The 24,136-nt window shown below is 61.2% G+C and carries 19 protein-coding genes; 11 read left to right on the top strand and 8 right to left on the bottom strand.

Annotated features, from left to right (window positions below):
• Window positions 1-368: 368 nt before the first annotated feature.
• The 3 genes from C8D92_RS01670 to C8D92_RS01660 form a co-directional block, all read right to left on the bottom strand.
• Window positions 369-836: a flavodoxin family protein gene (locus tag C8D92_RS01670; protein ID WP_116918247.1), complete on the bottom strand. Its 468-nt coding sequence runs from the start codon at window positions 834-836 to the stop codon at window positions 369-371.
• Between the two features lie 3 nt (window positions 837-839).
• Window positions 840-1,898 (bottom strand): recombinase RecA, encoded by a 1,059-nt coding sequence (recA, locus tag C8D92_RS01665; protein ID WP_116918246.1) that lies wholly within the window; start codon window positions 1,896-1,898, stop codon window positions 840-842.
• Between the two features lie 106 nt (window positions 1,899-2,004).
• Window positions 2,005-2,499: a CinA family protein gene (locus C8D92_RS01660; RefSeq protein ID WP_095610252.1), complete on the bottom strand. Its 495-nt coding sequence runs from the start codon at window positions 2,497-2,499 to the stop codon at window positions 2,005-2,007.
• A 152-nt stretch (window positions 2,500-2,651) separates the two neighbouring features.
• On the opposite strand from C8D92_RS01660, the gene mutS reads away from it, so the two are divergent.
• Together mutS and fdxA are read left to right on the top strand one after the other, a co-directional pair.
• A complete protein-coding gene (gene mutS / locus C8D92_RS01655) occupies window positions 2,652-5,243 on the top strand; it encodes a DNA mismatch repair protein MutS (RefSeq protein WP_116918245.1) in 2,592 nt (863 codons plus the stop codon).
• A 260-nt stretch (window positions 5,244-5,503) separates the two neighbouring features.
• On the top strand, window positions 5,504-5,827 hold the full coding sequence (gene fdxA, locus C8D92_RS01650) for a ferredoxin FdxA (RefSeq protein ID WP_095610254.1): 324 nt from the start codon (window positions 5,504-5,506) through the stop codon (window positions 5,825-5,827).
• Window positions 5,828-5,899: 72 nt separating this feature from the next.
• On the opposite strand, the gene C8D92_RS01645 is transcribed toward fdxA, so the two are convergent.
• The 3 genes from C8D92_RS01645 to C8D92_RS01635 form a co-directional block, all read right to left on the bottom strand.
• Window positions 5,900-6,931, bottom strand: coding sequence for a hypothetical protein (locus tag C8D92_RS01645; RefSeq protein ID WP_116918244.1), 1,032 nt, complete (start codon window positions 6,929-6,931; stop codon window positions 5,900-5,902).
• 126 nt (window positions 6,932-7,057) lie between these two features.
• On the bottom strand, window positions 7,058-8,008 hold the full coding sequence (locus C8D92_RS01640; RefSeq protein WP_116918243.1) for a DegV family protein: 951 nt from the start codon (window positions 8,006-8,008) through the stop codon (window positions 7,058-7,060).
• A gap of 128 nt (window positions 8,009-8,136) precedes the next feature.
• A complete protein-coding gene (locus C8D92_RS01635; RefSeq protein WP_095610257.1) occupies window positions 8,137-8,985 on the bottom strand; it encodes a metal-dependent hydrolase in 849 nt (282 codons plus the stop codon).
• Window positions 8,986-9,176: 191 nt separating this feature from the next.
• Between C8D92_RS01635 and C8D92_RS01630 the strand changes: the two genes are divergently transcribed.
• The 4 genes from C8D92_RS01630 to C8D92_RS01615 all read left to right on the top strand — a co-directional run bounded on the left by C8D92_RS01630 (window position 9,177) and on the right by C8D92_RS01615 (window position 15,441).
• A complete protein-coding gene (locus C8D92_RS01630) occupies window positions 9,177-10,358 on the top strand; it encodes a BaiN/RdsA family NAD(P)/FAD-dependent oxidoreductase (protein WP_116918242.1) in 1,182 nt (393 codons plus the stop codon).
• A 134-nt stretch (window positions 10,359-10,492) separates the two neighbouring features.
• On the top strand, window positions 10,493-13,111 hold the full coding sequence (locus C8D92_RS01625) for an EAL domain-containing protein (RefSeq protein ID WP_165819216.1): 2,619 nt from the start codon (window positions 10,493-10,495) through the stop codon (window positions 13,109-13,111).
• A gap of 194 nt (window positions 13,112-13,305) precedes the next feature.
• Complete coding sequence (locus C8D92_RS01620) at window positions 13,306-14,052, top strand: substrate-binding periplasmic protein (protein WP_095610260.1); 747 nt, start codon at window positions 13,306-13,308, stop codon at window positions 14,050-14,052.
• A gap of 108 nt (window positions 14,053-14,160) precedes the next feature.
• Window positions 14,161-15,441 (top strand): MgtC/SapB family protein, encoded by a 1,281-nt coding sequence (locus C8D92_RS01615; protein ID WP_116918240.1) that lies wholly within the window; start codon window positions 14,161-14,163, stop codon window positions 15,439-15,441.
• A 37-nt stretch (window positions 15,442-15,478) separates the two neighbouring features.
• On the opposite strand, the gene C8D92_RS01610 is transcribed toward C8D92_RS01615, so the two are convergent.
• Window positions 15,479-16,546, bottom strand: a complete 1,068-nt coding sequence (locus C8D92_RS01610; protein ID WP_116918239.1) for a beta-N-acetylglucosaminidase domain-containing protein — start codon at window positions 16,544-16,546, stop codon at window positions 15,479-15,481.
• Between the two features lie 141 nt (window positions 16,547-16,687).
• Here C8D92_RS01610 and C8D92_RS01605 point away from each other — a divergent pair, with 141 nt between their 5' ends.
• The 3 genes from C8D92_RS01605 to C8D92_RS01595 all read left to right on the top strand — a co-directional run bounded on the left by C8D92_RS01605 (window position 16,688) and on the right by C8D92_RS01595 (window position 19,620).
• Window positions 16,688-17,269, top strand: a complete 582-nt coding sequence (locus C8D92_RS01605) for a gamma-glutamylcyclotransferase (protein WP_116918238.1) — start codon at window positions 16,688-16,690, stop codon at window positions 17,267-17,269.
• A 3-nt stretch (window positions 17,270-17,272) separates the two neighbouring features.
• Window positions 17,273-18,043 carry a co-chaperone DjlA gene (djlA, locus tag C8D92_RS01600; RefSeq protein WP_116918237.1) on the top strand — a complete coding sequence of 257 codons (771 nt, stop codon included), beginning with the start codon at window positions 17,273-17,275 and terminating at the stop codon, window positions 18,041-18,043.
• Between the two features lie 125 nt (window positions 18,044-18,168).
• The gene (locus C8D92_RS01595) at window positions 18,169-19,620 is read left to right on the top strand and encodes an amidase (RefSeq protein WP_095610265.1); all 1,452 of its coding nucleotides are present in this window, start codon (window positions 18,169-18,171) and stop codon (window positions 19,618-19,620) included.
• Here the strand turns inward: C8D92_RS01595 and C8D92_RS01590 are convergent, their stop codons facing one another.
• The gene (locus C8D92_RS01590; protein ID WP_243402321.1) at window positions 19,621-21,495 is read right to left on the bottom strand and encodes a sensor domain-containing diguanylate cyclase; all 1,875 of its coding nucleotides are present in this window, start codon (window positions 21,493-21,495) and stop codon (window positions 19,621-19,623) included. It lies immediately after the preceding gene.
• Between the two features lie 94 nt (window positions 21,496-21,589).
• Between C8D92_RS01590 and C8D92_RS01585 the strand changes: the two genes are divergently transcribed.
• Both C8D92_RS01585 and C8D92_RS01580 read left to right on the top strand, forming a co-directional pair.
• Window positions 21,590-22,177, top strand: coding sequence for a GNAT family N-acetyltransferase (locus C8D92_RS01585; RefSeq protein WP_116918235.1), 588 nt, complete (start codon window positions 21,590-21,592; stop codon window positions 22,175-22,177).
• A gap of 64 nt (window positions 22,178-22,241) precedes the next feature.
• On the top strand, window positions 22,242-24,134 hold the full coding sequence (locus C8D92_RS01580; protein WP_095610268.1) for a putative nucleotidyltransferase substrate binding domain-containing protein: 1,893 nt from the start codon (window positions 22,242-22,244) through the stop codon (window positions 24,132-24,134).
• Window positions 24,135-24,136: the final 2 nt, after the last annotated feature.

Below are 24,136 nucleotides of genomic sequence, written 5' to 3'. Positions count from 1 at the left end.
ACGAAAACTGGAAGGGTCTGAACGTTTTAAGGTTTTAAAGTCGGAAAGTGGATGCCGCAACCTCTCGCCGAATTTGGAGTCGTCCCGATTGTGGCCTGCGGCTTCGAACCCGGCTGTAGGAGCGAGCCTGCTCGCGACATGGCCAACGATTCGGCACCGATGATTTCCGCGGACCCGTCGCTTGCAAGCAAGCTCCTACGTATGCCACGGAGATTGTCCGGGGCTCTCCGGTTGCCCTGTCGGGCAACTCCGAAGTCGGAGACATCGGCTACAGATGCCCACTCTCAGACCTTCCGGCTTTAAAACCTTCAGACCTTTTCTTTCCGCCCGAAGGGCGTTTCCGTGCTTTCCGTGTCTAACAGAGTTCTTCAGAGCAACCCCGCATCCAGGCTGGCGGCGACGTACATGCCCAGCTCTTCGCACTGGTCTTCGAAGGCGTCCTGATACTCGCCGCGGCAGAGCACGGGTTCGTGAATCATCCGCCAGCGCAGGCCGGTGGTGATGGATTCAATGGCGCGGTGGGTGCCGGTGCCGTCGCGGCCGGCACGGATGTAAAACGCGAATGGCAGGCCCTGGGTTTCTTCGAGGCAGGGATAGTAGCTGCGATCAAAGAAGTCTTTGAGCGCGCCACTCATGTAACCCAGGTTTTCGGTCGTGCCCAGAATGATGGCATCGCAGGCGAGGACGTCTTCAGGACCGGCATCAAGCGGCGCCTTGACGGTGACGTCCACCGCCTCGATGTCGTCATGCCGGGCGCCCCGCGCCACCGCATCCCGGAGGATCAGCGTGTTGGGCGACGGGGCGTGGGCGACAATCAGCAGTTGCCGGTTCGCCATGGATCAGAGCAGCTCCTCGTTCGCGTCCACGGTTTCTTTCTCGTCAGACTCGCCATCGGCCTTTTTCGGATCGGGCTTCGGCATCAGCTTCTCACGGATCTTGGTTTCGATCTCTTGGGCCACTTCCCGGTTGTCGCTCAGGAACTTGCTGGCGTTGGCTTTGCCCTGGCCGATCTTGTCACCATTGTAGCTGTACCAGGCGCCGGACTTCTCGACGAAGCCTTCCTTCACGCCCATGTCGACAATCTCGGCCAGCCGGTTGATGCCGGTGCCGTACATGATCTGGAATTCAGCCTGCTTGAACGGCGGCGACACCTTGTTCTTGACCACTTTCACGCGGGTTTCGTTGCCCACCACCTCGTCGCCTTCCTTCACGGAACCAATCCGACGGATGTCCAGGCGAACGGAGCAGTAGAACTTCAGCGCGTTACCGCCGGTCGTGGTTTCCGGGCTGCCGAACATCACACCGATCTTCATCCGGATCTGGTTGATGAACACCATCATGCAGTTGGAGGACTTCACGTTCGCCGTCAGCTTCCGCAACGCCTGGGACATCAGTCGCGCCTGCAGGCCAACGTGGGAGTCGCCCATTTCGCCTTCGATTTCCGCTTTCGGCGTCAACGCCGCCACGGAGTCCACGATGATCACATCGACTGCGTTGGAGCGCACGAGCATGTCCGCGATTTCCAGCGCCTGCTCACCCGTGTCCGGCTGGGAGACCAGCAGCTCGTCCACGTCCACGCCCAGCTTCTCCGCGTAGACCGGGTCCAGCGCGTGCTCGGCGTCCACGAAGGCACAGGTCTTGCCGTCTTTCTGGGCCTGGGCGATCAGCTCCAGCGTCATGGTGGTCTTACCGGAGCTTTCCGGCCCGTAGATCTCGCAGATCCGACCATAGGGCAGCCCGCCAATGCCCAGGGCCACGTCGAGGCCCAGAGAGCCGGTGGACACCGCCGGAATCGCTTCCCGCGGCTGATCGCCCATCTTCATGACGGCGCCCTTGCCAAATTGACGCTCAATCTGGCCCAGGGCCGCGTTCAGTGCTTTTTTGCGGTTGTCTTCCATTGCTATTGAACCTCGTCGTTGTCGCGGACGCGCGAATGCTGTCGGTTACCTGTACAGAACTGTATATATGAACAGTGCCAAAAACAACCCCTTTCTCCATCGCGGATCACCACAATGAACGGGTCACCGATTCCAGCGCGAACCGCACAGACTGACGCCGGACGGCGTCGCGATCGCCGTCGAACCGGGCCGCTTGGGCCTGAACCGCATCGTCCGGGCCACCCCAGGCGAACCAGACCAACCCGACCGGTTTGTCGTCCGTGCCGCCGCCGGGCCCCGCCACACCGCTGATGGCCACGGCCACATCGGCGCCGGTAACACGCCGTGCCCCGGACACCATCGCCCGCACCACCGGCTCGCTGACGGCGCCGTGTTCGGCAAGCATGTCCTCACCCACGCCGAGCAGGCCGGATTTCGCCTCATTGGCGTACACCACCAGGCCGCTGTGGACGTAATCGGAGCTGCCGGGGCGATCTGTCAGAACCTTGGCGACCCAGCCGCCGGTGCAACTCTCTGCCGTGGTCATCGTGAGTCCGCGTTCGCGCAGTAAATCGCCCAGTGCATTGGCAGCGTCTGTCAGTGCGGTATCGTTCGTTGACATCATCGTCTCCGCATTTCATCAGAGGGGGTTTTTTCTTACAATCCAGCCTTTAAAGACGCGCTGATCAACGCCTTTACAACCAGTCCGGCGAACGGCGCTCACAGCATCCCATTGCGCAATCCATTTCGGCACATCAACACGACGGAACCCCCATGTCAGCGGCACCGACGGAACTCTCGAAACACACCCCGATGATGCAGCAGTACCTGAAGATCAAGGTGGAGCATCCGAACGAGCTGCTGTTCTACCGCATGGGGGATTTCTATGAGCTGTTCTACGATGATGCCAAAAAAGCGGCCGAGCTTCTCGACATTACGCTGACCGCGCGCGGCCAGTCCGGCGGCCAGCCGATTCCCATGGCCGGGGTGCCGTTCCACTCGGCCGAGAACTACATCGCGCGCCTGGTCCGTGGGGGGCACTCAATTGCCATCTGCGAACAGCTCGGCGACCCGACCGCCAGCAAGGGCCCGGTCGAGCGCCAGGTCGTGCGCATCGTCACACCAGGCACGCTCAGTGACGAAGCGCTGCTGGAAGACCGTCAGGACAACCTGCTGCTGGCCATCCACAACCATCGCGACGAGTTCGGCCTGGCGACGCTGGACATCTCCAGTGGTCGGTTTTCCGTCTCCGAGTTCAGCGGCGAGGAATCACTTCAGGCCGAACTACAGCGACTGCGCCCGGCCGAGATCCTGATCAGCGAGGATTTCCCCTATGAGGAGCTGCTGGAAGGCTTCAATGGCATCCGCCGCCAGGGCCCGTGGCTGTTCGAGCGGGACACGGCGCATCGGCTGATCACCCAGCAGTTGCAGGTGCGCGATCTGTCCGGCTTTGGCTGTGAGGACATCACGCTCGCCCTGTCCGCGGCCGGCTGCCTGCTGCAGTACGCCCGCGAGACCCAGCGCACCACCCTGCCCCACATCCGCAAGCTCAGTCGCGAGCGACGAGAGGAAGCGGTGATTCTCGATGCCGCCAGCCGCCGCAATCTGGAAATCGACACCAATCTGACCGGCGGCCAGAACTACACGCTGGCGTGGGTGATGGATCGCACCGCGACCGCCATGGGTGGGCGCATGCTGCGGCGCTGGCTGAACCGCCCCCTGCGCGATGTGGACGTAGTCATGAATCGTCAGACCGCCGTCGACGCGCTGCTGGACGGTTTCCATTACGAGCCGGTCCACGACCACCTCAAGTCCGTCGGCGACATTGAACGCATTCTCTCCCGTGTGGCCCTGCGCTCGGCGCGCCCGCGCGATCTGGCCCGACTTCGTGATGCCTTCAACCGGCTGCCGGAGCTGCAGGACACACTGGAGCCGGTTGCCTCCGATCATATCCAGACGCTGGCGGCGACCATCAGCACCTACCCGGAGCTGGCCGACACCCTGTCGCGAGCCATTGTGGACAACCCGCCGGTGGTCATCCGAGACGGCGGTGTCATCCGGGAGGGCTATGACGACGAGCTGGACGATCTGCGCAATATCAGCGAGAACGCCGGTCAGTTTCTGCTGGACGTCGAGAACCGCGAGAAAGAGCGCACTGGCATCAGCACCCTGAAAGTCGGCTATAACCGCGTGCATGGCTATTACATCGAGATCAGCCGCGCCCAATCGGATCAGGCACCGGCGGAATACATTCGACGCCAGACTCTGAAGAACGCCGAGCGGTTCATCACGCCGGAGTTGAAGGAATTCGAGGACAAGGCGCTGAGCGCCCGGACCCGGGCACTGGGTCGCGAGAAGGCGCTCTATGATGAACTGGTCGCGACGCTTGGCGAATCCCTCGCGCCCATGCAGGACACCGCCCAGGCGCTGTCCGAGCTGGACGTGCTGGCCAACTTTGCCGAGCGCGCCACCAGCCTGCGGCTGAATCCGCCCACATTCTCGGAGGAGCCGGGCCTGGACATCCAGGCAGGCCGTCACCCGGTGGTGGAACAACTGCTGGACGAGCCGTTCGTCCCGAACGATCTGCTGATCGACGATCAGCGCCGCATGCTGATTCTCACCGGTCCGAACATGGGCGGTAAGTCCACCTACATGCGCCAGGTCGCGCTGATTGCCCTGCTCGCTTACACGGGCAGCTTTGTGCCGGCGGACGAGGCGCGGGTCGGGCCGGTGGACCGCATCTTTACCCGTATGGGAGCCTCCGACGACATCGCCGGCGGTCGCTCGACGTTCATGGTGGAGATGACCGAAACGGCCAACATCCTGCACAACGCCACCAGTGCCAGCCTGGTGCTGATGGACGAGATCGGCCGGGGCACCAGCACCTTCGACGGTCTGTCGCTGGCCTGGGCGACGGCGGAGCAACTGGCGCGGGATGTGGGCTGCTACACCCTGTTCGCCACCCACTATTTCGAGCTGACACAACTGGCCGAACAGCTTGAGCGGGCCGTGAACGTGCACCTGACCGCCACCGAGCACGACGACAGCATCGTGTTCCTGCACACCGTCCACGACGGCCCGGCGAGCCAGAGTTACGGCTTGCAGGTGGCCCAATTGGCCGGTGTGCCACAGGACGTGATCCGTAACGCCCGGCGCCAGCTGGAGCGTCTGGAAGGCTCCGCGGACGGCGAACCGGCGCCGCAAAAGCCGACAACCCGGCCATCCGACCCGGTCCTCCAGGGCGATATGTTTGCGAGTCTGGAGCCCAGCGCCGTGGAAAAAGCCCTGGCCGATCTGGACCTGGACAACCTGACGCCGCGCGAGGCGCTGAACCGGTTGTATGAGTTGAAGGGGCAGCTCTCGTAGCGAGCCACATTCACGGGGTGTTGCAAAACCAATGTAGCCGAACAACAACGTGGCGGATCACCGGGCCCTCCATGGGCTGTCATCCTGCGCCAAATCACGGTGAGTGTTGCCTGATCAACGACCCGCGCCTACAATAGCGCTCCCCAATAATGAGCGGACAGATTTCGACTGAATCCGTACAATAGAACGAGCCGGGGGCGGGAACGCGTCACGCGCCCGATGCCAACTGATGAGACCGACTGAACACCAGGGACTGCAACATGACATTTGTCGTCACCGATAACTGCATCCAGTGCAAATACACCGACTGCGTGGAAGTCTGCCCGGTAGACTGCTTCTACGAAGGTCCCAATTTCCTGGTCATTGATCCGGACGAGTGCATCGACTGTGCACTGTGCGAACCGGAGTGCCCGGCGGAAGCCATCTACTCGGAAGACGAGTTGCCGGAAGGTCAGGAGAAGTTCCTTGAACTGAACGAGGAACTGGCCGCGAAGTGGCCGAACATCACAGAGAAGAAAGATCCGTTGCCGGACGCCGCCGAGTGGGATGGCAAGGCCAACAAGATCGAGCACCTGCAGAAGTAATCGCTCGCCCGGCCCATCGGGGCAGGCAGAGAGAAACGGGAAGCCGCGCGGCTTCCCGTTTTTTATGGCCGGTCAGTCACCAGACAGCACCTTCTGTGCCGCGGCGGAATGGTAGAACGGCTCCAGGCGACGGCGCAGCGCCGCCTCCATGTAACCTTCCTCACGCAGCAGATCCAGCACCGGCTCCACGAAGGTATCCAGCTCGGTGGCGATGACCTCCTCCGTCACACCAATTTCCTGCAGGATCTCGGTCAGCGCCTGATCCCCATATTTTTCGAACAGGTGGTCCACCACCGCCTTGTAGCATCCTTCAAAGAATTCCGTCTCGCGGAACCGAAGCCAGAACTCGTACCCCAGCACCACGAACTCGTTCAGCTCCAGGTCGCCGACCCCTTCCTGAAGATCCGCCAGGGTACGGTCCTCGACCCCATTCCAGGCGGCCATGATGGTGTCACGCAGCTCATCGTCGGACAGCGCGTTCTGCAGGAACTCTTCACTGCGCTGGAGCAGGCCCGGCAGGCTTTCACTGAGCCAGGTCTTGATGCGCTTCTCGAACTGCTCATCAATACCGGGCACAGCCTTGTTTGCCCACTTCTTGCCGAACTTCATCGCCGAGCCGACCCCGGGCACCTTACGGGAGATCAGGTTGTCCTCGTAGAGGTAGTTCACCAGACCGTGATAGACGAGATTGGACACCAGTTCCTGATACACCGGATGCGCCAGCACTTCACTGATCAGCCGTTCGCGCTGATGACGCATCTGGAGAAACTCCTCAACGAAGGCGGCCGCCTGCTCCCGGGAGAGGATGTCTTTCAATGCCGTCTCTTTCTGAACCGGTGCAGAGACCACTTTTGAGGCCATTTCAGCGGCCAGTTCGGGAATACCACCGTGCAGATCCAGATCCACTACGATCCGACGGATCACGCCGTTGATCTGCTCCGGAGACACCGCCCGGGACAGCGTAATCTCACCACCCAGTCGGTATAGTTCGGCCACTTCCCGGCGCAGGTCCTTGCGAACCTTGCTGCCCTTGAGAGCAGCCATTTCGTGTTGAACGTGCTGCTCAAGCAACGCGTCGGCGAGCGATTTCGGATCGTTTGCCATGGTGTAACGTCCCGTTTGAATAGCGGTTCGGGCCCGGCGCGCCGGGCTTCAGGGGCTCTACCCTAGCACGCCTTGGTGAGAGGAGGCTTAGCTCCAGAGGCAGGAAAATCCGGGCATTCAGGACAGTCACTGGTAATCGGTAAAATCGTGCGCTTCCGCGCCCAGAGACAGGCAGAGGCTACCGGGGCCAATGTAGATGCTGCTGGTAATCCCCATCTGCGAGAGCAGCAGCTGGACGCCGTTTTCATCACAGGCGGCCTTGAGCTCATCCAACCCGGGCAATGCATTGATCTCCTCCCAGGACAGTCCACAGGAGAGGCAGACATAGGGGCTCAACAATCCGTCCCGGACGCGGCCCGCCGCGTACTGCATGACTTTCTCAACCGCCACATCGAAACGGCGGGTCTTGGCGACCGGACGCCCCTCGGCCCCCTGCCCGAAGATGACGGGCGTGATATTGAGCGCCTTGCCCAGGAACGCACCGAACCAGGAGACGCTCTTGTCACCCCGGCGCCGGGCCCGCTCACGGATGTAGTGCAGATCACGCGGAATGACGCAGGTGTAGATCCGGTCGGTGAAGTCCTCAACCCGGTTCCGTAGCGCATTCTTGGAGAGATTCTCGTCGATCAGCCGCAACGTATGGGCCGCCAACAGCCCCTGACCGGCGAAGATCTGCTTGCTGTCGATCACCCGCATGGAAAACCGGCCGTCCAGACCGGCCTTCTCCCGTGCCTCCTGATAGTGGGCCATGACACTGTTCATGGCTTCGGTGGCGTTGTCGAAAATCAGGCTCCGCGACCGGGTGACGGTCTCACAGAACGCCACGTCGTAGCGGGTGACAATGTCTTTCAGAAACAGGTCTTGGATCTGTTCGGCGGAAAAGGCTTCCGTCTCGGCGTGATGGCCTTTCTGAAGCAGGCCACGCTCGTAGAACTCCGCCGTTTTGACCGGATCGTGATCATCAATGTACGTCTGGTCATCAATCCGGGCGGTCACCGGCAGGATGACGATGCCATTCTGCCGGGTGAACTCGTGGGGTAGATCGCAGGCGGAATCCACTATCAAACCAACACGCATCGGCTGTGCCTCGCTCTTGTTATTCTGATCCGGAAGTCCCGTTGTTCCAGGAAGGCCAGGCAAGTTTTTGCCCAAGCCCAAAGTGGTGCATTGTTACCAGATCAGTGAAGCACAACCTGCGATGTGGTTCACACAGCCTTGGCTTTGGCCTCCACGTAGCCGGCCTTCAGCTCACCGAGATTCTTTTCCAGCAAATCCCGGTTGTCCTGATCCCACGGGTGGAAGCCCGTGCGGAAATACTCGAAGAACTCCGGCAGGGATTTGCGCAGCACGCCCGGCTTGCCCCAGAGGAAGTTCAGGCCACCCAGCCAGGTCCGCAGGCTCCAGAGCTTGCCTTCGGCCCGGAGCAGCGTGCAGGTGTTCAGGAAGGTGAACTTGAAGAAGTTCCACGTCACGAAGACGAACACCAGCTTGCGGAGCTTTTCATTGCCGATGCACTGGCGATAGACATCGAACGCCACGGACTTGTGCTCGGTTTCCTCAATGGCATGCCAGCGCCAGAGTTCCCGCATGCGGGGCGTGGCATCCGCCAGCCATTCGGGATGCTTGAGGATGCCGTTGGCCAGGACCGCCGTGTAGTGCTCTGCCGCACAGGTACCGGCCAGTTGCCGACTGGCCGGCAGACGCGCCACCCAGTCCATGTGCTTGCGAAAGCGCGCATCGATGGCGTCGATGTCGTAACCCCGGGCTTTCAGCCCGTCGTTATAGTGCTTGTGCTCACGACTGTGCAGCGCTTCCTGACCGATGAAACCCCGGACCTCCTGTTTGAGTTTCGGGTCGGTAATCTGGTCCCGGTAGAGGCGCACCGAGTTGATGAATTGCTGCTCCCCGTCCGGGAACTGCAACGAGAGCGCATTCATGAATGCGGTTCGGAACACATCGTTGCCATGCCAGAGCGTTTTCAGCTCATCGTCCACGTCGAAGTGAACATGGCGGGGTTCCACAGAAACGCCTTCTGGCGTTGCGCTGGCGGACATGGTCACCTCCTCCCGGTTATCGGCTCTTGTTGTTCTTGTGAAAGGCATTGGTGTCACACAGGGACACCAACAATTAAAGCAACTGCTTCAATCCTGAGTCTCAGCATAGCCCACTGGTGATCATTTGACCACTCTCCGATCCGAGAGAATCTGTACAATATCCGCTCATTTTTCCGGGTTGTTGCTTCCTCATGGCCGAAACCTACGACGTGATTGTTATCGGCGCCGGCGCGGCCGGCCTGATTTGCGCCCTGACTGCCGGCTACAACGGGCAACGGGTGCTGGTGCTCGACCACGCCCGCAAGCCGGGCAAAAAAATCCTTATGTCCGGTGGGGGCCGCTGCAATTTCACGAACCTCAACAGCACGCCGGCCAACTTTCTCTCGGACAATCCGCCGTACTGCATTTCCGCGCTCAAACGGTACACGCCGGAGCATTTTCTGGACCTGGTGGAACGCCATGGCATTGAGCACGAGGAGAAGGCGGCCGGACAGCTCTTCTGCCAGAACAGCAGCAAGGAGATCCTCGAGCTGCTGCTGACCGAGTGTGACTGGGCCGGCGTCGAGGTCCGCCTGAAAACCACCGTCGAATCGGTCCGGGACCGTCACGCCGGCTTTACGCTGACAACGTCCGGCGGAACGCTGGAGTGCGGGGCACTGGTGGTGGCCTGTGGGGGACTGTCGATTCCCACCATGGGCGCCACGGGGTTTGGCTATGAACTGGCCGAACAGTTCGGCCTCTCCCTGCAGCCGACACGGGCCGGACTGGTGCCATTTACGCTGCATCCCGAACTCAAAGAGCAGCTAGCACCGCTGGCCGGCATCAGTTGCCCGGTGGAAGTCGGTTGTCGTGGCCAGCGTTTCCGTGAGCCCATGCTGGTCACGCACCGCGGTCTCAGCGGGCCGTCAATGCTACAGATTTCCAGTTTCTGGGAACCCGGCGATGCCCTGTCCATTAATCTGTTGCCCGGTGAAACGGCAGCGGACACACTGCGCCAGCGGCGACGGGAACAGCCCGAGTCGACCGTCGCGCACTACCTGCAGGGCACCCTGCCACGACGCTTCGCCCGGGCGTTCGCGGACCTCAATGGCTGGCACGGCCCCCTCCAGCACCTCGACAACCGCCAACTCGACGCCATCGGCGACACCATCAACCAATGGTCCATTCAACCGGCGGGCACCGAGGGCTACCGAACGGCCGAAGTCACGCTCGGGGGCGTCGACACCCGTCAGCTGTCGTCAAAGACCATGGCAGTCAACGACCGGCCGGACCTGTTCTTCATTGGCGAGGTGGTGGATGTCACCGGCCATCTCGGCGGGCACAACTTCCAGTGGGCCTGGGCCTCCGGGGTGGCGGCCGGCCAGGTGTTCTGATGCCTGGGAGTCTGCGCTGTAGAAAGTCGCAACAGGTCATCTTTCGCCATCCGGGAAACCCTTGCGCTACACTCTGTGGCAACGCGCTACCCGCCAACAAACGACGGCCGAGACCGCCGCAACAGGGAGCCACCGTGCCAGTCAATGAAGCCATAACGTCGTCAACGACGCTCCGCTTTGCCAGGCCAATCTCCTCCCTGATACTTTGCTTTCTCATCTGGCTGGCGCCGTGGGCCTCCACTGTGTTGGCGCTGACGATTGACCCCGAACTCGAACGTCAGACCATTGATTCTGACATCGAGATGGTCGTGACGTCGGCCAAAACGACGGTAGCCGACGTGCTACGGCGTCGCGACGCTGAGTGGCAGCCGGTTAAAAGCGAAATCAATAGTGGCTACAAAGATGCTGTTCACTGGTTTCGACTTGAACTGGAAAACCCGAAGTCTGTCGCCATCAAACGCCTACTCGAAATCGGTTATCCGTTACTCGATCACCTCACTTTGTACGAGATTGTCGACGGTCGGGTAACACAGCGCACGGAGACTGGAGATCGCCAGCCTTTCCATAGACGCCCGATACAGGATCGTCACTTTCTTTTCCCAGTGACGCTGCCCGCTGACGGTGACCTGACGATTCTCCTGCGGGTTCAGACATCGGGTTCCCTGCAGGTCCCGTTGACGCTCTGGCAGGAGCGCGCGTTTCATGCCGATAGCGAAGCAGGCAGCAACCTTCGTGCCTCGCTATACGGCATCCTGCTCGTGATGTGTGCATTCAACCTGTTTCTCTTTGCCTCACTGCGCAAAAAAGCCTACCTCTATTACGTGCTCGTGGTGTTCTCCACGCTGGTTTTGATGAGCAGCCTTCATGGATTCGCCTTCCAGTATGTGTATCCGGATTCGCCCCGGCTCCATGAGCTGGTCATTCTGCTGATTGTGCCGCTTTGTCAGATCCTGTTCTGCCTTTTCACGATGGAGTTTCTGGATCTGAAACGTCATCAGCCACAGGTGAACCGGTTATTCCAGATACTGATCAGTCTGGCCATCCTATGCCTGCTGGGCGCTTTTGTTCTCCCTTACGAGATCTCAACCCGGCTGTCGGTCATACTGTCCCTGCCCGTCGCCGCCGCCAACCTTATGGCGGGGCTTTGGTTGTGGTATCACCACAAACGCAGCGCTCGGCTTTTTTCTCTCGCCTGGATGTCCCTACTGGCAGGCCTCATCCTTGCCGTCTTGAATCGGGTTGGCGCGCTGCCAGCCAACTTCCTGACGGTGAACAGCATTTCGCTCGGCGCATCACTACAGGCTTTGCTCTTTTCATTCGCGCTTGCCGATCGGTTTAATCGTGAGCGTGAAGCCCGATTCCAGGCACAGCAGTCCACACTGGAGGCCGTCCAGTCCCAGCGCCGCGCAGAACAGCGCTTGTTCCACGCAGCCAGTCATCATGAACTAACGGGACTGCCAAACCGGCTTCTTTTCGAGGATCGCGTTCAAGCTCGGCTTGGGAACCTGCCGGAAGGCCATGAGATGGTCATCGTCCTGCTGCACTTACGTCGCGCTGACGAGGTCAACAAAACGCTGGGATACCGCAATGCCGACCAATTGCTGCAGAAAGTCGCTATCCGACTGAATCAGGTCGTCGGCGATTGCCCCAATGCGGTGCCACTCCGGACCTCCGAGCAAACCGCCCTGAACTGCGCCGCCTACGTCGAAGGCGTCACGTTCGCCTGTGCCCTCAGCGGCCAGGAGCCCGACGAACTTCTGAGTCAGGCGACTTCCATTGCCGAGCAAATGGCTCAGCCAATCGACTTTATGGGACTATCGATGGATCTGAGCTTCACGGTGGGGTGCAGTTTCACCGAGAACGGCAACGGCCATATCCATATGCTGCTCAGACAGGCGTTCATCGCCTTCGACCAGGCCAGCCATCACTCCGGCACCGTGGCCGTCTACAAGCCGGAGATGAATCCCTACAGCGAACGGCGTCTGACATTGATGACCGAACTGCGTTCAGCCATCGAGAACGACAAATTACGATTGTACTTCCAGCCACAACTGAACCCACAAACCCAGCGGGTGAAAGGGTTTGAAGCCCTGCTGCGCTGGTCGCATCCGGAATACGGCATCATCCCGCCTGATGAGTTCATCCCGATGGCGGAGCAGACGGGCCTGATCAAGCCCCTGACCCGGTGGGTCATCTCGAATGCACTGTCTTTCTGTCATCAACTCAACCACGTTGACCCGACGATAACCGTGGCTGTCAATATTTCTGCGGTGAACCTCCGTGAGCCCGGTTTTTCCGAACAGGCGAAAGACCTGCTTTCAAGCTCACAGGTGGATGCCAGAAATCTGGTGATGGAGGTAACGGAAACCGAAGCGATGACCGACCCGAAAAGCGCAATCCAAACACTGCGTGCGCTCAAGGAGGCTCAGATCGGCCTGTCCATCGACGACTTCGGCACCGGGCACTCGTCGCTGTCTTACATCCGCAAGCTCCCGATCGGCGAAATCAAGATTGACCGCTCTTTCGTCACGGGCATGGACGAGAATGATGGCGACTCAACCATCGTGCGGACAACCGTCAACATGTGTCATGACCTGGGGTATGAAGTCGTCGCAGAGGGTGTGGAAACCGCCGAGGTTCAGTCAATGCTTGCGGCAATGAACTGCGACCGGGTCCAGGGCTATCACATTGCCCCTCCCATGGATGCTGACCAGGCGATCACCTGGCTTGTCGACAGGCCCGCGTTCCTGTGAGTCTGAGCGCTTAGGGTGCTCGCTGAACAACCCGCGGCAGCGACGTCAATCCGTGCTTTCCGCCCTTTACAAAAACGAACAGGGCAAGCAACGAATTTCGCCCGGCATCTGGGGTAAGCTCTGCGCCGTTTCAGGTGCGGTCCGGCCTGACCCGGACCTGCAGATCGCCACCCAACGGACGGAGAGCTCCTGCCATGGTCAAAACGCTCGCTTTCACCCTGCTTCTATTCACTCTGCTGCCCACCGCCAACGCCCAGGTGGACGGCAAGCTTTACTTCTACACCGAAAACTTCCCGCCCTATAACATGAGCGCCTCCGGACGGGCGTTCGAGCACAAGGGCGAGAATATCGATGGTCTGTGCACCGAGATGGTCAAAGCCATCATGGGGCAGACTGACATGGAGTACATCATCAAACTGCGGAACTGGGACTATGCCTACGGTCGCGTTCTGGATAACACACACCACGGCATCTTCTGCACGACCTACACCGAAGATCGTGCGCCCCAATTCAAATGGGTCGGTCCCCTGACCCGGAACCTCTGGACCATTTTCGCCGCCGGCGACAGCGACATTGAAATGGATGAGCTCGAGGACGCCCGGGGCAAGAAGATTGGCGGCTATCGCGGCGACGTCATGACCCAGTACCTGCTTAAGCGCGGCTATACCGTCTCGCAACTCGACAGCGACGACCTGAACCCCAAGCGCCTGGCCATGGGGCAGATCGACCTGTGGATTGCCGACCGGCTCGCGGGCCCCTATTTCGCATCGCAGCAGGATGTGGAGGGCTTGAAGCCCGTGTACTCGTTCAACAAAACCGAGCTGTACCTGGCGATGAACCCCGATACCCCGGATGCGGTCATCGAGAAGCTGAACGAGGCACTGGACGCGATCCGGGACAACGGCATGTATGACGCCATTGAGGATAAATACGGGCTCTGAAACCCGGTGATCGGCTCAGATGTGAGCGGCAGAGGCTGAGCGTCTGACAGTGGTGACTTGGTTGCGTCATACTGACAGGATCACGTCAGAACAGGAGAGCAGCGCCCCATGGAACCGCTGGCCAGCCAGCTTATCGAAAGCAACCAGACCGCACTGAACCTGCTGGTCGCCCTGTTACTGGGCACTCTGGTGGGGCTCGAAAGGGGGTGGAATGCGCGTGAAAGAGAGGCCGGCGAGCGGGTGGCGGGCATCCGCACCTTCGCCCTGACCGGTCTGCTTGGAGGCATTGCCGCCCTGCTGTCGACAGCGCTGACGCCCTGGGTGTTTCCAGTGGTTTTCCTCGGGCTGACCGGGCTCGGTCTGGTAGGCTATCGGGAGCGGGTCCGGGCCCGTCAGGACTACAGTATCACCAGCGTGGTCGGCCTGCTGATGACGTTCTGCTTCGGGGCGCTGGCCGTTGCCGTCAGCGCCACGCTTGCCACGGCGGCAGCGGTCATCACCGCTCTGATCCTGGACAATAAGCGGGAGATTCACGGTCTCGTCCTCAAACTCCAGTCCCGAGAACTGGATGCCGCTCTCAAATTGCTGCTGATCAGCGTGGTAACCCTGCCGCTGCTGCCCAATCGGCCGATGGGCCCGGGCGGTGTGCTCAACCCCTACGAAATCTGGTGGATGGTGGTCCTGATCGCCTCCATCTCATTCGTCGGGTATTCCGCGGTTCGCGTGTCGGGAACTGGCAAAGGGATACTGTTTACCGGGCTGTTTGCCGGACTGAGCTCCTCCACGGCTCTGACACTGCATTTCGCGCGACAATCACGTAACAACGAAGTGCTGTCTCCACAACTCGCGACCGGCATTCTGGTCGCCTGTGGCACCATGTTCCCCCGCATCCTGGCTTACGGTCTTGTGATCAGCCCGACGCTGCTGCCGATGCTTGCCACGCCGGTTCTGGTGATGGCCACCGCTCTCTATCTGCCGGCAATTCTCGTCTGGCAGCGCAACCGGTCGCGACTGACCGTGGACCAGCCCACACTGCGCATGAACCCACTGGACCTGAAGTCGGCACTGGTGTTCGGCGCATTGCTGACACTCATCCTCGTGGTGGGACATTATCTCCGGACCTGGTTCGGGGACGCTGGCATCTACCTGCTGGCCGCCACTTCCGGCGTGGCGGATGTGGACGCCATCACCCTGTCGCTGACCCGCCTGTCCCAATCAACCATCGCACCGGAGACGGCCGTGCTCGGGATCATCATTGCCTCGGCCGTCAACAACCTCATCAAGGCAACCATGGCAGGCGCCATCGGAACACGCGCCCTCGGTATGCGAGTCGCCGGGCCCATGGCGCTGTCACTGCTGAGCGGGATCAGCGTCGCCCTGATGCTCTGACAGGCGAGCGGGTCAGGAACTGCGAGCGCCCTGCCTGCTACTGGGTCTGCACCGTTTCGGGCGTCACCCGATCCTGCCCCTGCAGCCACCGCACGATCTCGCGGGCACCGGGATGATCGTATGCCTGGTAGACCGCCGCCAGTTCGTCACGACGCTCCGGCGTCATCCGGGACAGCCCCCCGTCCTCCAGTTGCAGCAGATTCGAGCGCACGACGTCAGCCAGCTCGTCGCCAAGGACGCTCGCCGCCGCCTTCGCAAAGGCGCGACCGTATTCGTAAGCCTCCCCCTGCCAATAGCTGTCGGCGAGGGTCAGGGCGGGGATCGCGGTCAACGTGGGCTGCAGGGCCGGATTGATAAAATGGGCCGAAAGTCGCTCCGAATTAGCCGCCGGCCGACCGGAAAACCCTCTCAGATGCAGGTGCTGGGACATGCGATCGCCGTCATTGACAGGGTAGTTGTCCCACAGCATCGGGCGCCGCCCGAGACGCGTTGCGATGCGATCCAGATGCCCCGGAGACACGTCCCGGGAACAGACCTCCTCCCCGGTCCAGAAGACGTCGATGTCCGGCGCCAGAAACTCGCCCAGGGCTTCCAGGTAACCCGCCGGGCGCTCACCAAACACCCGATCCAGCACCGGATCATCGGAATAGTAGGTGGGACAGACCATCAGCCGGGTGGCGCCGGTACGGCTCTGTACCCAATGCAGGATGTCCGCCTGGCGCCTGGCAAGATCCGGCGTATCACCGGACATATCGTCGAACAGAATCGCCAGGTCATCGACCCCCAGATCATCGAAGAACGCCAGCTTGTCGGCCAGTGCGCGTCGGGCCCGGTCATCGAACTGCTGGAACACCTCAAAGGGGCTCAGCCCGATACCGAACCGGACCCCGTGACCATGGCAGTGCTCGGCCAGCGACCGGAGCCCCTCCTCATGCTCCGGAGGGTGGGCATCGCGCCACCGGCGACGCAGACAGACATCGGCCTTGGGCGCATACAGGTAGTGGCGGTAACCGGCCGGCGCCAGTCTTGTCACCAGTTCCCGACGCTCTCCCCAGCTCCAGAAGGGGCCGTAAAAGCCTTCGATGATTCCCAGTGGCGGTGTCACGTGCTGTCATCTCCCGTTGCAGGCCGTCTCGCTGCGTTTATAACCTGCCAGAGCCACACCTGACCAGTCAGGATGGCCGGTTTCCTCGCCAAAGGCGGTTTGTGTCAGAATAGCCGCTCCAGCGAGTGAGCCCGGGAGACCATGTCTTTCAACACCATCGAACGAAACCGCCAGCGCCAGAACCTCGATCAGCATGACAGCCTCTGGTTGTTCGGATACGGATCCCTGATCTTCAAGGCCGACTTTCCCTACATCGAGCGCCGGCCGGCCACCATCGATGGCTGGGTGCGCCGGTTCTGGCAGGGCTCACACGATCATCGCGGCACACCGGACGCCCCGGGCCGGGTGGTCACTCTGATCCGGGCGCCGGGCGAAACCTGCCTTGGAATGGCCTATCACGTCTCCCCGAAGGTGTTTGATCATCTGGACGTCCGGGAAAAGAATGGCTACCTGCGGTTCACAACCCCCATGACGTTCATGGATGGCGATCACGCCGACGGACTCGTGTACATTGCCACCGAAGACAACGCCGCCTTTCTGGGGCCGGCGCCGGAATCCGAGATTGCCGGGCAGATTGCGCACTCGCACGGACCGAGTGGCCCCAATCACGAGTACCTGCTGCGACTCGCCGATGCCCTGCGGGAGCTGGAGGTCCACGACCCCCATGTGTTCACCATCGAACGACACCTCAAAGACATTCTGATGCAGCCAGGAGTCCACTGACCCATGTTTGCGATGTTTATCGGCGCCCTGATCGGCTTCCAGTTCGCCCGCGTCCCCGGACTGCTGCTGGGCGCCTTCGCTGGTTTCATGATCAGCCGGGTAATCCGCTCACGCCTCCAACAGGGCATCCAGGGCGTTCAGGACCGCTTTCTCGAATCCACATTCGCGGTCATGGGCGCCGTCTGCAAAGCGGATGGCGTGGTCACGCAGGACGAGATTGATGTGGCCGAGGCGCTGTTCACGCGTCTGCGCCTGAGCCCGGAGCAGCGCGAGAAAGCCAAGGCCGCCTTCGGACGAGGGAAGGCGCCGGATTTCGATCTGGACGCGGAGCTGGATAACTTCCTGCGGATGACGCGGGGCCAGTCCTCCCTGCTCCAGATGTTCCTGCAGGTTCAGGTGTCAGCGATTGCCGCCGACGGGACGGTGGACGCGGCCGAACACGACATGCTGCTGCGGATTGCCCGCCGTCTTGGTCTGCCGGACTCCCAGGTGGAACAGCTCGAAGCCATGCTGCGCGGGGCCCAGCGCGGCGGCGGGGGTGCCGCCGGCGGCGCATCCACTGAAAAACAGCTTGAGGATGCGTACAAGGTTCTGGGCGTTTCCCCGTCGGCAAGCGACAGCGAGATCAAGAAGGCGTATCGAAAGCTGATGAGCGAAAACCACCCGGACAAGCTGGCCGGCCGCGGCATGCCGGACAGCATGAGGGAGATGGCCGAAGAGAAAACCCGGGAAATCTCCAACGCCTACGACATCATCAAGAACGCCCGGGCCTGACGGGTGTTCTCCGGGCTTCTTGGCCCAAGCGCCCGGCATTCGCGTCAACGTGACAACTCATCATGTTTATAAAGTCCGCTAGAGTGTGTTCAGATCGATAACAACGACAATCGAGGCGAAACACCATGTCTGACACCATTCACGCGTTTACCGATGACGCGCTGGGCAACGACGATGCGACAGCGATGGCCGAACGGCTGCGTCGCGGGGATGTAACAGCCCGCGAACTGACGGACGCGGCCATCGAACGGGCCGAAAAAATGGACCCGATCCTGCACGGCATCGAGTACCGGGACTACGACCGGGCACGGCAGGACGCGAACCGCGCCGTCAACGGCTTTTTTGCGGGTGTCCCCACCTGGATCAAAGACAATGCTGACCTGGCAGGCGCTCCAACAGGGCATGGTTCCCGGGCCGTCCGCCGGGTACCGGCCGAGCGCCACGGCGTGTTTGTCCGTCAACTGCTCAGTACCGGTCTGATCGGCCTCGGCAAGAGTACGCTTCCGGAATTCGGCCTCAATGCCAGCACCGAATTCCCCGAACAGCCCCCCACCAGTAACCCCTGGAACCCCCGGTACTCCTGCGGTGCCTCGTCCGGTGGCTCCGCGGCCATGGTGGCCGCTGGTGTTGTACCGATTGCCCATGCCAACGACGGCGGCGGCTCAATTCGCATCCCGGCCGCCTGTTGTGGCCTGGTCGGCCTGAAACCGACCCGGAGCCGTCTGGTGGACAGCGAGGCATCCCGCGCACTGCCGGTGAATATTGTCTGTGACGGTGTGGTCACGCGCTCAATGCGCGATACCGCGAACTTCATGGCCGCGGCGGAACAGTATCGGAAGGCCCGTCGAATGCCCGCGATCGGCCGGGTCGAAGGCCCCGGGCAGCGCCGGCTCCGGATCGGCCTGATCACCGACTCCATTACCGGTCACCCGACAGACGCCGACACGCGGGAGACCGTTGAGCAGGCCGGTCGGATTCTCCACTCGCTGGGCCACCATATCGAGCCGATGAAGGCGCCCGTGCCGCCCATGTTCATCAACATGTTTGCCCACTACTGGCGCTTCCTGGCGTTCTCCATGAAAAAAGGCGGTCGATTCATGACCGGACCGGGCTTCGATCCAAGCCAGGTGGATGGGCTCACCGAGGGGCTGTACCGTCGCTATCTGACGTCGTTCTACCACACACCCTGGGTCCTGCCGGGCCTCCAGATGACACGCCGCGCCTACGCCAGGACCCTGAACCGGCTGGGGCTGGATGCGGTGCTCTCCCCCACCCTGGCTCACAAGACCCCGGAGCTGGGCTACCTGAGCCCAAACGTGCCGTTTGATGAGTTGTTCGAGCGACTGATCCGCTATGTGAGCTTCACACCGCTAGCGAACGCCTCGGGGGCTCCGGCCCTGTCGTTACCGATGGGTCTGACGGACGACAATCTCCCTGTGGGCGTCCACCTGTCCGGCCACCACGGTGACGAACGGACGCTGCTGGAACTGGGCTTCGCCCTGGAGCAGGCCCACGGCTGGCCGCAGATTCAGGAGGCAGCTGGGGCGTCCGCCAGCGCAGCGGCGCAGACCGCCTGACTACGGGGTCTGGCTGTTCGCGACCACCACCTGGTTGCGCCCACTGGTTTTTGCGATGTAGAGCGCGTTGTCGGCGACCTCGAACAGTTCCTTGGCCTGATCCGCACGGTCGGGGATTTGGCTGCACACGCCGATACTGACAGTCAGGTTGAGAACGTCATCGGAGACCCGGAAATCGGTATGGCCGATCTCCTCCCGAATTTTCTCGGCCACACTCCGGGCCCCCTCCTCGGGGGTGTCCGGTAACAGTACGACAAATTCCTCACCGCCATACCGCGCCGCCAGATCCTGGGGACGGGTGACGTATCGCTGGATGCCCTGGGACACCATCTGCAGGCAATCATCCCCCACCAGATGACCGTAGGTGTCGTTGAAGGATTTGAAGTGGTCGATGTCGATCACCATCACCGACAACGGCTTCCCGAACCGAAACGCTTTGACACAGAAGGACTGGAAAGCCCGGTCGAAGTGCCCGCGGTTCTTGAGGCCGGTCAACGCGTCGGTGGCGTTGAGTTCACGCAGGCGTTCGTTGAGCGTTTCCAGATCCCGTGTCCGTTCCTGCACCCGCTCCTCAAGCGTCGCGTTGGCTTCCTGCTGCACCCTCAGACTCTCCTCCTGAGCCATACGGGCCTTTCGCTCCTCGCGGTACAACCGCTCCTGCGCCTGGAACGCGCGCTGTTTTTCCTTGTTGAGCCGGTCCGCGAGCGCAATGGACAGCAGGATCACCCCGAGCGCCGAGCCCACCTGTGTGGCGTTCTCAGTCAAATAGTTCTGAGGGAGGATCGTCAATTTGTTGAGGGCCAGCACAATGCCGCCAAAAAGCATGAAAAACCAGGCGATCCCGTAGTATCGCGCCGCCGGATCATTCTTCAGCCACCGAACGATACTCAGCACAATGACGCCCGTGCACCCGACGGCCGCGATGACGATGGTCGGCACAATCATGTGGGTATACGGCACGACCAGCCCCAACAAAGCTGCCGCTCCGGCCACTACCGCCACGAAACTCGTGGCCCAGGCCAGCAACGGATGGGTACTGGGGATCACCGACAGGAAACGCATCGAGAAGACGGCGCCGAAGACCACCACCAGATTGAGGAAGACGATGATCGACTGGTCGTTCCACCAGGTCGCCTCCGGCCAGAGATACTGAAATGCCAGACCGTGCAGGCTGGCCAGGAAAAGGGGCATGGCCGTGATGTAACCGACGTAGTACAGGAAGCTGCGCTCGCCCACCGCCAGAAAAACAAACAGGTTGTAGAGCATCATCACCAACACGATGCCGTAGTAGGCGCCCTCGAACAGCATATTGGTCTGTTCCGCCGCGTAGAACGCCTCCTGCCGCCAGAGCGTCATGGGAAGCTGCAGGGAGCTGGTCGTCTCGACACGCATATACACATGGGTGGGATGCTCCGACGGCACATCGAGGGGCACGACGAAATTACGGTGACGCACGGGCCGGGCGTAGAAGGGCTGTTTGTCGCCGACGACAAGCTGGTCCCGGACGCTGTCGTCTGCGACCAGATAGATCTCAATGTGATCGAGTACCGGGTAGCTGATTTCCAGCAGGGAGTGCACAGGATGAACGCCGGCATTGCGCACGGTAAATCGGAACCAGTGGGCCTGATCCGTATAGCCCAGATTGACCGACTGCTCCCCGTTCGGGGTCCACGCCGAGTCCGGTAATGCCCGCACAGCCTCAAGGTCTGTCGGGGCGTCCGCTTCCTGCAAGCGCTCAACATGACTGGCCAGCCGCTCTTTCTGGAAAAAGGCGTTGAGTGTGAGCGGCTCGCCCGCCTGGGTCGGAGCGACCACCAGAACGGCCAATGCCAGAAACAGCAGGAAGCGTGTCATAATAACGGTTGAGTTTGTCATTGTTGTCGTTTATTCCCAAACATATGCCATATTGCCCCGAAATTGAAATGCAGGCGTGTTACCAACTGTGCTAGCGACGAGGGAGGCACCACCCATGACCGCCAGACTCGAAACCGTTCAGGGCGAAGACATCCTGCCCTGGCTCGATACGCTTGCCGATCTGCGCATGCGCGTTTTCCGCGATTATCCCTACCTTTATGACGGCAGCCTCGATTACGAGCGTAACTATCTGCGCACCTACGCCGCTTCACCCGACAGCCTGTTTGTGCTGGCAAAGGCAGACAACCAGGTCGTCGGTGCCGCAACCGGCATTCCCATGACCGATGAGTCGGATGAATTCCTTTGGCCGTTCGTCGACGCCGGCTGGGAACCGGGTTCCATTTTCTACTATGGTGAATCAGTACTGATGCCGGAATGGCGCGGTCAGGGCATCGGCGTGCGCTTTTTTGAAGAACGGGAAAGTCACGCCCGTGCCGCGGGCTTCCGGTATGCGGTATTCTGCGCAGTCGTGCGCCCGGAAGACCATCCGGCCCGCCCGGCCGATTACCAGCCGCTGGATACATTCTGGCGCCACCGTGGTTATCAGCCGATCGATGGCCTGACCACCGAATACCAGTGGACCGACGTCGGGGACACGGAAGAAACCGCCAAAACGATGCAATTCTGGTATCGGCCCCTGTAACGGACACGCTGCACAGCCGCAACGGTTCCATCAAAGCACATTACGGTACGGGACAACGCCCATCATGGAAGTCGAACAGATCGAGATTCGCGACCAGCTTCGGCGCCACGCGCCCTTTGATGCCCTTTCCGAAGAGGTGCTCAATCGAGTCGCCAGTCACGTCGAGATTGCCTACTATCGGGCCGGATCGACGATCCTGACCTTCGGCCAGGACATTCACCACCTCTACTTTGTCCGTAGCGGTGCCATTGAGGTCTATCGGCGCAACGGCGAGCTCTACAACCGACTCAGCGAGGGCGCCATTTTCGGGCAGCTTGGTCTGATGATGAACCGTCGCGTGCGCTTCCCTATCTCAGCGATCGAGGACACGCTGCTCTACATGATTCCTGAGAGCATCTATCAGGAGTTGTGGGAGAACGAGGAGGAATTCGCCGATTTCGTCGAGATCGAGGACCGGAGCCGGCTGCGTTCCGCCGTGGAGCATCAGGAAAAGGCCAATCCCCTGATGACCTCCCGTGTCCGCAAGATTGTCCCGCGCGCGCCGGTCACCGCGCCGGGAAGCGTCTCGATCCAGGAGGCGGCCCGAATCATGACCGATGAGCAGGCCTCGTCCCTGGTGATCATCGATCCGGACAACACCGCCCCCAACGCCGAGCGGCCCCGTGTCATCGGCATCATCACCGACCGGGATATGCGCAGCCGGGCACTGGCCAAAGGTCTGCCGCTGGACACGCCGGTCCGGGATATCATGTCGCAGGAACTGGTCTACATCCAGGCGGACAATTTCGTGTTCGAGGCCATGCTCACCATGCTTCGCCACAACGTCCACCATCTTCCGGTGGTGGACCGGGATGAACCCGTGGGGGTCATCGCCCTGTCTGACGTTGTGAAGCATGAATCCCAGAGCGGCCTGTACCTGGTTCGCAACATCCATCACCAGACCAGCGTGATTGGCATCAAGCGCCTGCTGGGCGACATCCGCGCCACCTTTGTGCGCATGGTGAACGAGGACGCGAACTCCCACATGATCGGCGCGGCCATGGCGGGGATCGGGCGCAGCATCTCCCAGCGCCTGCTGGAGCTGGCGGAGCAAGAACTCGGCCCGCCCCCCGTGCCCTACTGCTTCATGGCACTCGGCTCCATGGCCCGGGACGAGCAGCTGATCGTCACCGACCAGGACAATGCCCTGGTGCTGGATGACAGTTTCGAACCTGAGAAACACGACGAGTACTTCCGCCAACTGGCCAAGTTCGTCAGTGACGGCCTGGACGCCTGCGGCTATACCTACTGCACCGGCGGCATCATGGCCACCAATGACGACTGGCGTCAGCCGCTGCGCGTGTGGAAGGAGTACTTTACCCACTGGATCGACGAACCGGACCCCAAGGCCCTGCTGAACAGCAATATCTTCTTCGATCTGGATGGCATCTACGGCAAGACCCAGTTCACTGAAATCCTCAAGGAGCTGGTGGCCGAGAAAGCCAGCAAGAGCCCAAAATTCCTGGCGCACATGGCCTCGAACGCGCTTAACCGCAAACCGCCGCTGGGTTTCTTCCGCACCTTCGTGATGGAGCAGGACGGCGAGCACAAAAACACCTTCAACCTCAAGCGCCGTGGCACGGCGCCGCTCTCGGACCTGATCCGGGTTCATGCGCTGGCCTGCCAGTCCAAGGCCCAGAACACGTTTGACCGGATCAATGCCATTGCCGAGACGGCGCTACTGGCCGATGGCGTCGCTGACAACCTGCGGGATGCCCTGGAACTGATCGCCATGGTCCGGATTCGCCATCAGGCGCTGGCGATTGAAAACGGTCGCGAGCCGGACAACAACATCAACCCGGAGGCGCTGACGTCCTTCGAGCGGCGCAACCTCAAGGACGCCTTCCAGGTGATCAGCAATGCGCAGAAATTCCTGCGGTACCGTTACCCGTCGGGTGGCAGTCCAGCGTTTCAGTAACC

It is taken from the genome of Tamilnaduibacter salinus (assembly GCF_003096655.1).
GTDB classification, from domain to species: Bacteria; Pseudomonadota; Gammaproteobacteria; order Pseudomonadales; family Oleiphilaceae; genus Tamilnaduibacter; species Tamilnaduibacter salinus.
Note: the sequence above shows the minus strand (reverse complement) of the source record. Positions and strands in the feature narration are given on the sequence as shown.

Excerpts from the sequence above, each read along its gene's own strand:
- djlA (WP_116918237.1), top strand. The coding sequence starts at position 17,273 with ATGTTTGCGATGTTTATCGGCGCCCTGATCGGCTTCCAGTTCGCCCGC.
- C8D92_RS01620 (WP_095610260.1), top strand. The coding sequence starts at position 13,306 with ATGGTCAAAACGCTCGCTTTCACCCTGCTTCTATTCACTCTGCTGCCC.
- C8D92_RS01595 (WP_095610265.1), top strand. The coding sequence starts at position 18,169 with ATGTCTGACACCATTCACGCGTTTACCGATGACGCGCTGGGCAACGAC.
- C8D92_RS01585 (WP_116918235.1), top strand. The coding sequence starts at position 21,590 with ATGACCGCCAGACTCGAAACCGTTCAGGGCGAAGACATCCTGCCCTGG.
- C8D92_RS01670 (WP_116918247.1), bottom strand. The coding sequence starts at position 836 with ATGGCGAACCGGCAACTGCTGATTGTCGCCCACGCCCCGTCGCCCAAC.
- recA (WP_116918246.1), bottom strand. The coding sequence starts at position 1,898 with ATGGAAGACAACCGCAAAAAAGCACTGAACGCGGCCCTGGGCCAGATT.
- mutS (WP_116918245.1), top strand. The coding sequence starts at position 2,652 with ATGTCAGCGGCACCGACGGAACTCTCGAAACACACCCCGATGATGCAG.
- C8D92_RS01590 (WP_243402321.1), bottom strand. The coding sequence starts at position 21,495 with ATGACAAACTCAACCGTTATTATGACACGCTTCCTGCTGTTTCTGGCA.
- C8D92_RS01580 (WP_095610268.1), top strand. The coding sequence starts at position 22,242 with ATGGAAGTCGAACAGATCGAGATTCGCGACCAGCTTCGGCGCCACGCG.
- C8D92_RS01605 (WP_116918238.1), top strand. The coding sequence starts at position 16,688 with ATGTCTTTCAACACCATCGAACGAAACCGCCAGCGCCAGAACCTCGAT.
- C8D92_RS01615 (WP_116918240.1), top strand. The coding sequence starts at position 14,161 with ATGGAACCGCTGGCCAGCCAGCTTATCGAAAGCAACCAGACCGCACTG.
- C8D92_RS01630 (WP_116918242.1), top strand. The coding sequence starts at position 9,177 with ATGGCCGAAACCTACGACGTGATTGTTATCGGCGCCGGCGCGGCCGGC.
- C8D92_RS01635 (WP_095610257.1), bottom strand. The coding sequence starts at position 8,985 with ATGTCCGCCAGCGCAACGCCAGAAGGCGTTTCTGTGGAACCCCGCCAT.
- C8D92_RS01660 (WP_095610252.1), bottom strand. The coding sequence starts at position 2,499 with ATGTCAACGAACGATACCGCACTGACAGACGCTGCCAATGCACTGGGC.
- C8D92_RS01645 (WP_116918244.1), bottom strand. The coding sequence starts at position 6,931 with ATGGCAAACGATCCGAAATCGCTCGCCGACGCGTTGCTTGAGCAGCAC.
- C8D92_RS01640 (WP_116918243.1), bottom strand. The coding sequence starts at position 8,008 with ATGCGTGTTGGTTTGATAGTGGATTCCGCCTGCGATCTACCCCACGAG.
- fdxA (WP_095610254.1), top strand. The coding sequence starts at position 5,504 with ATGACATTTGTCGTCACCGATAACTGCATCCAGTGCAAATACACCGAC.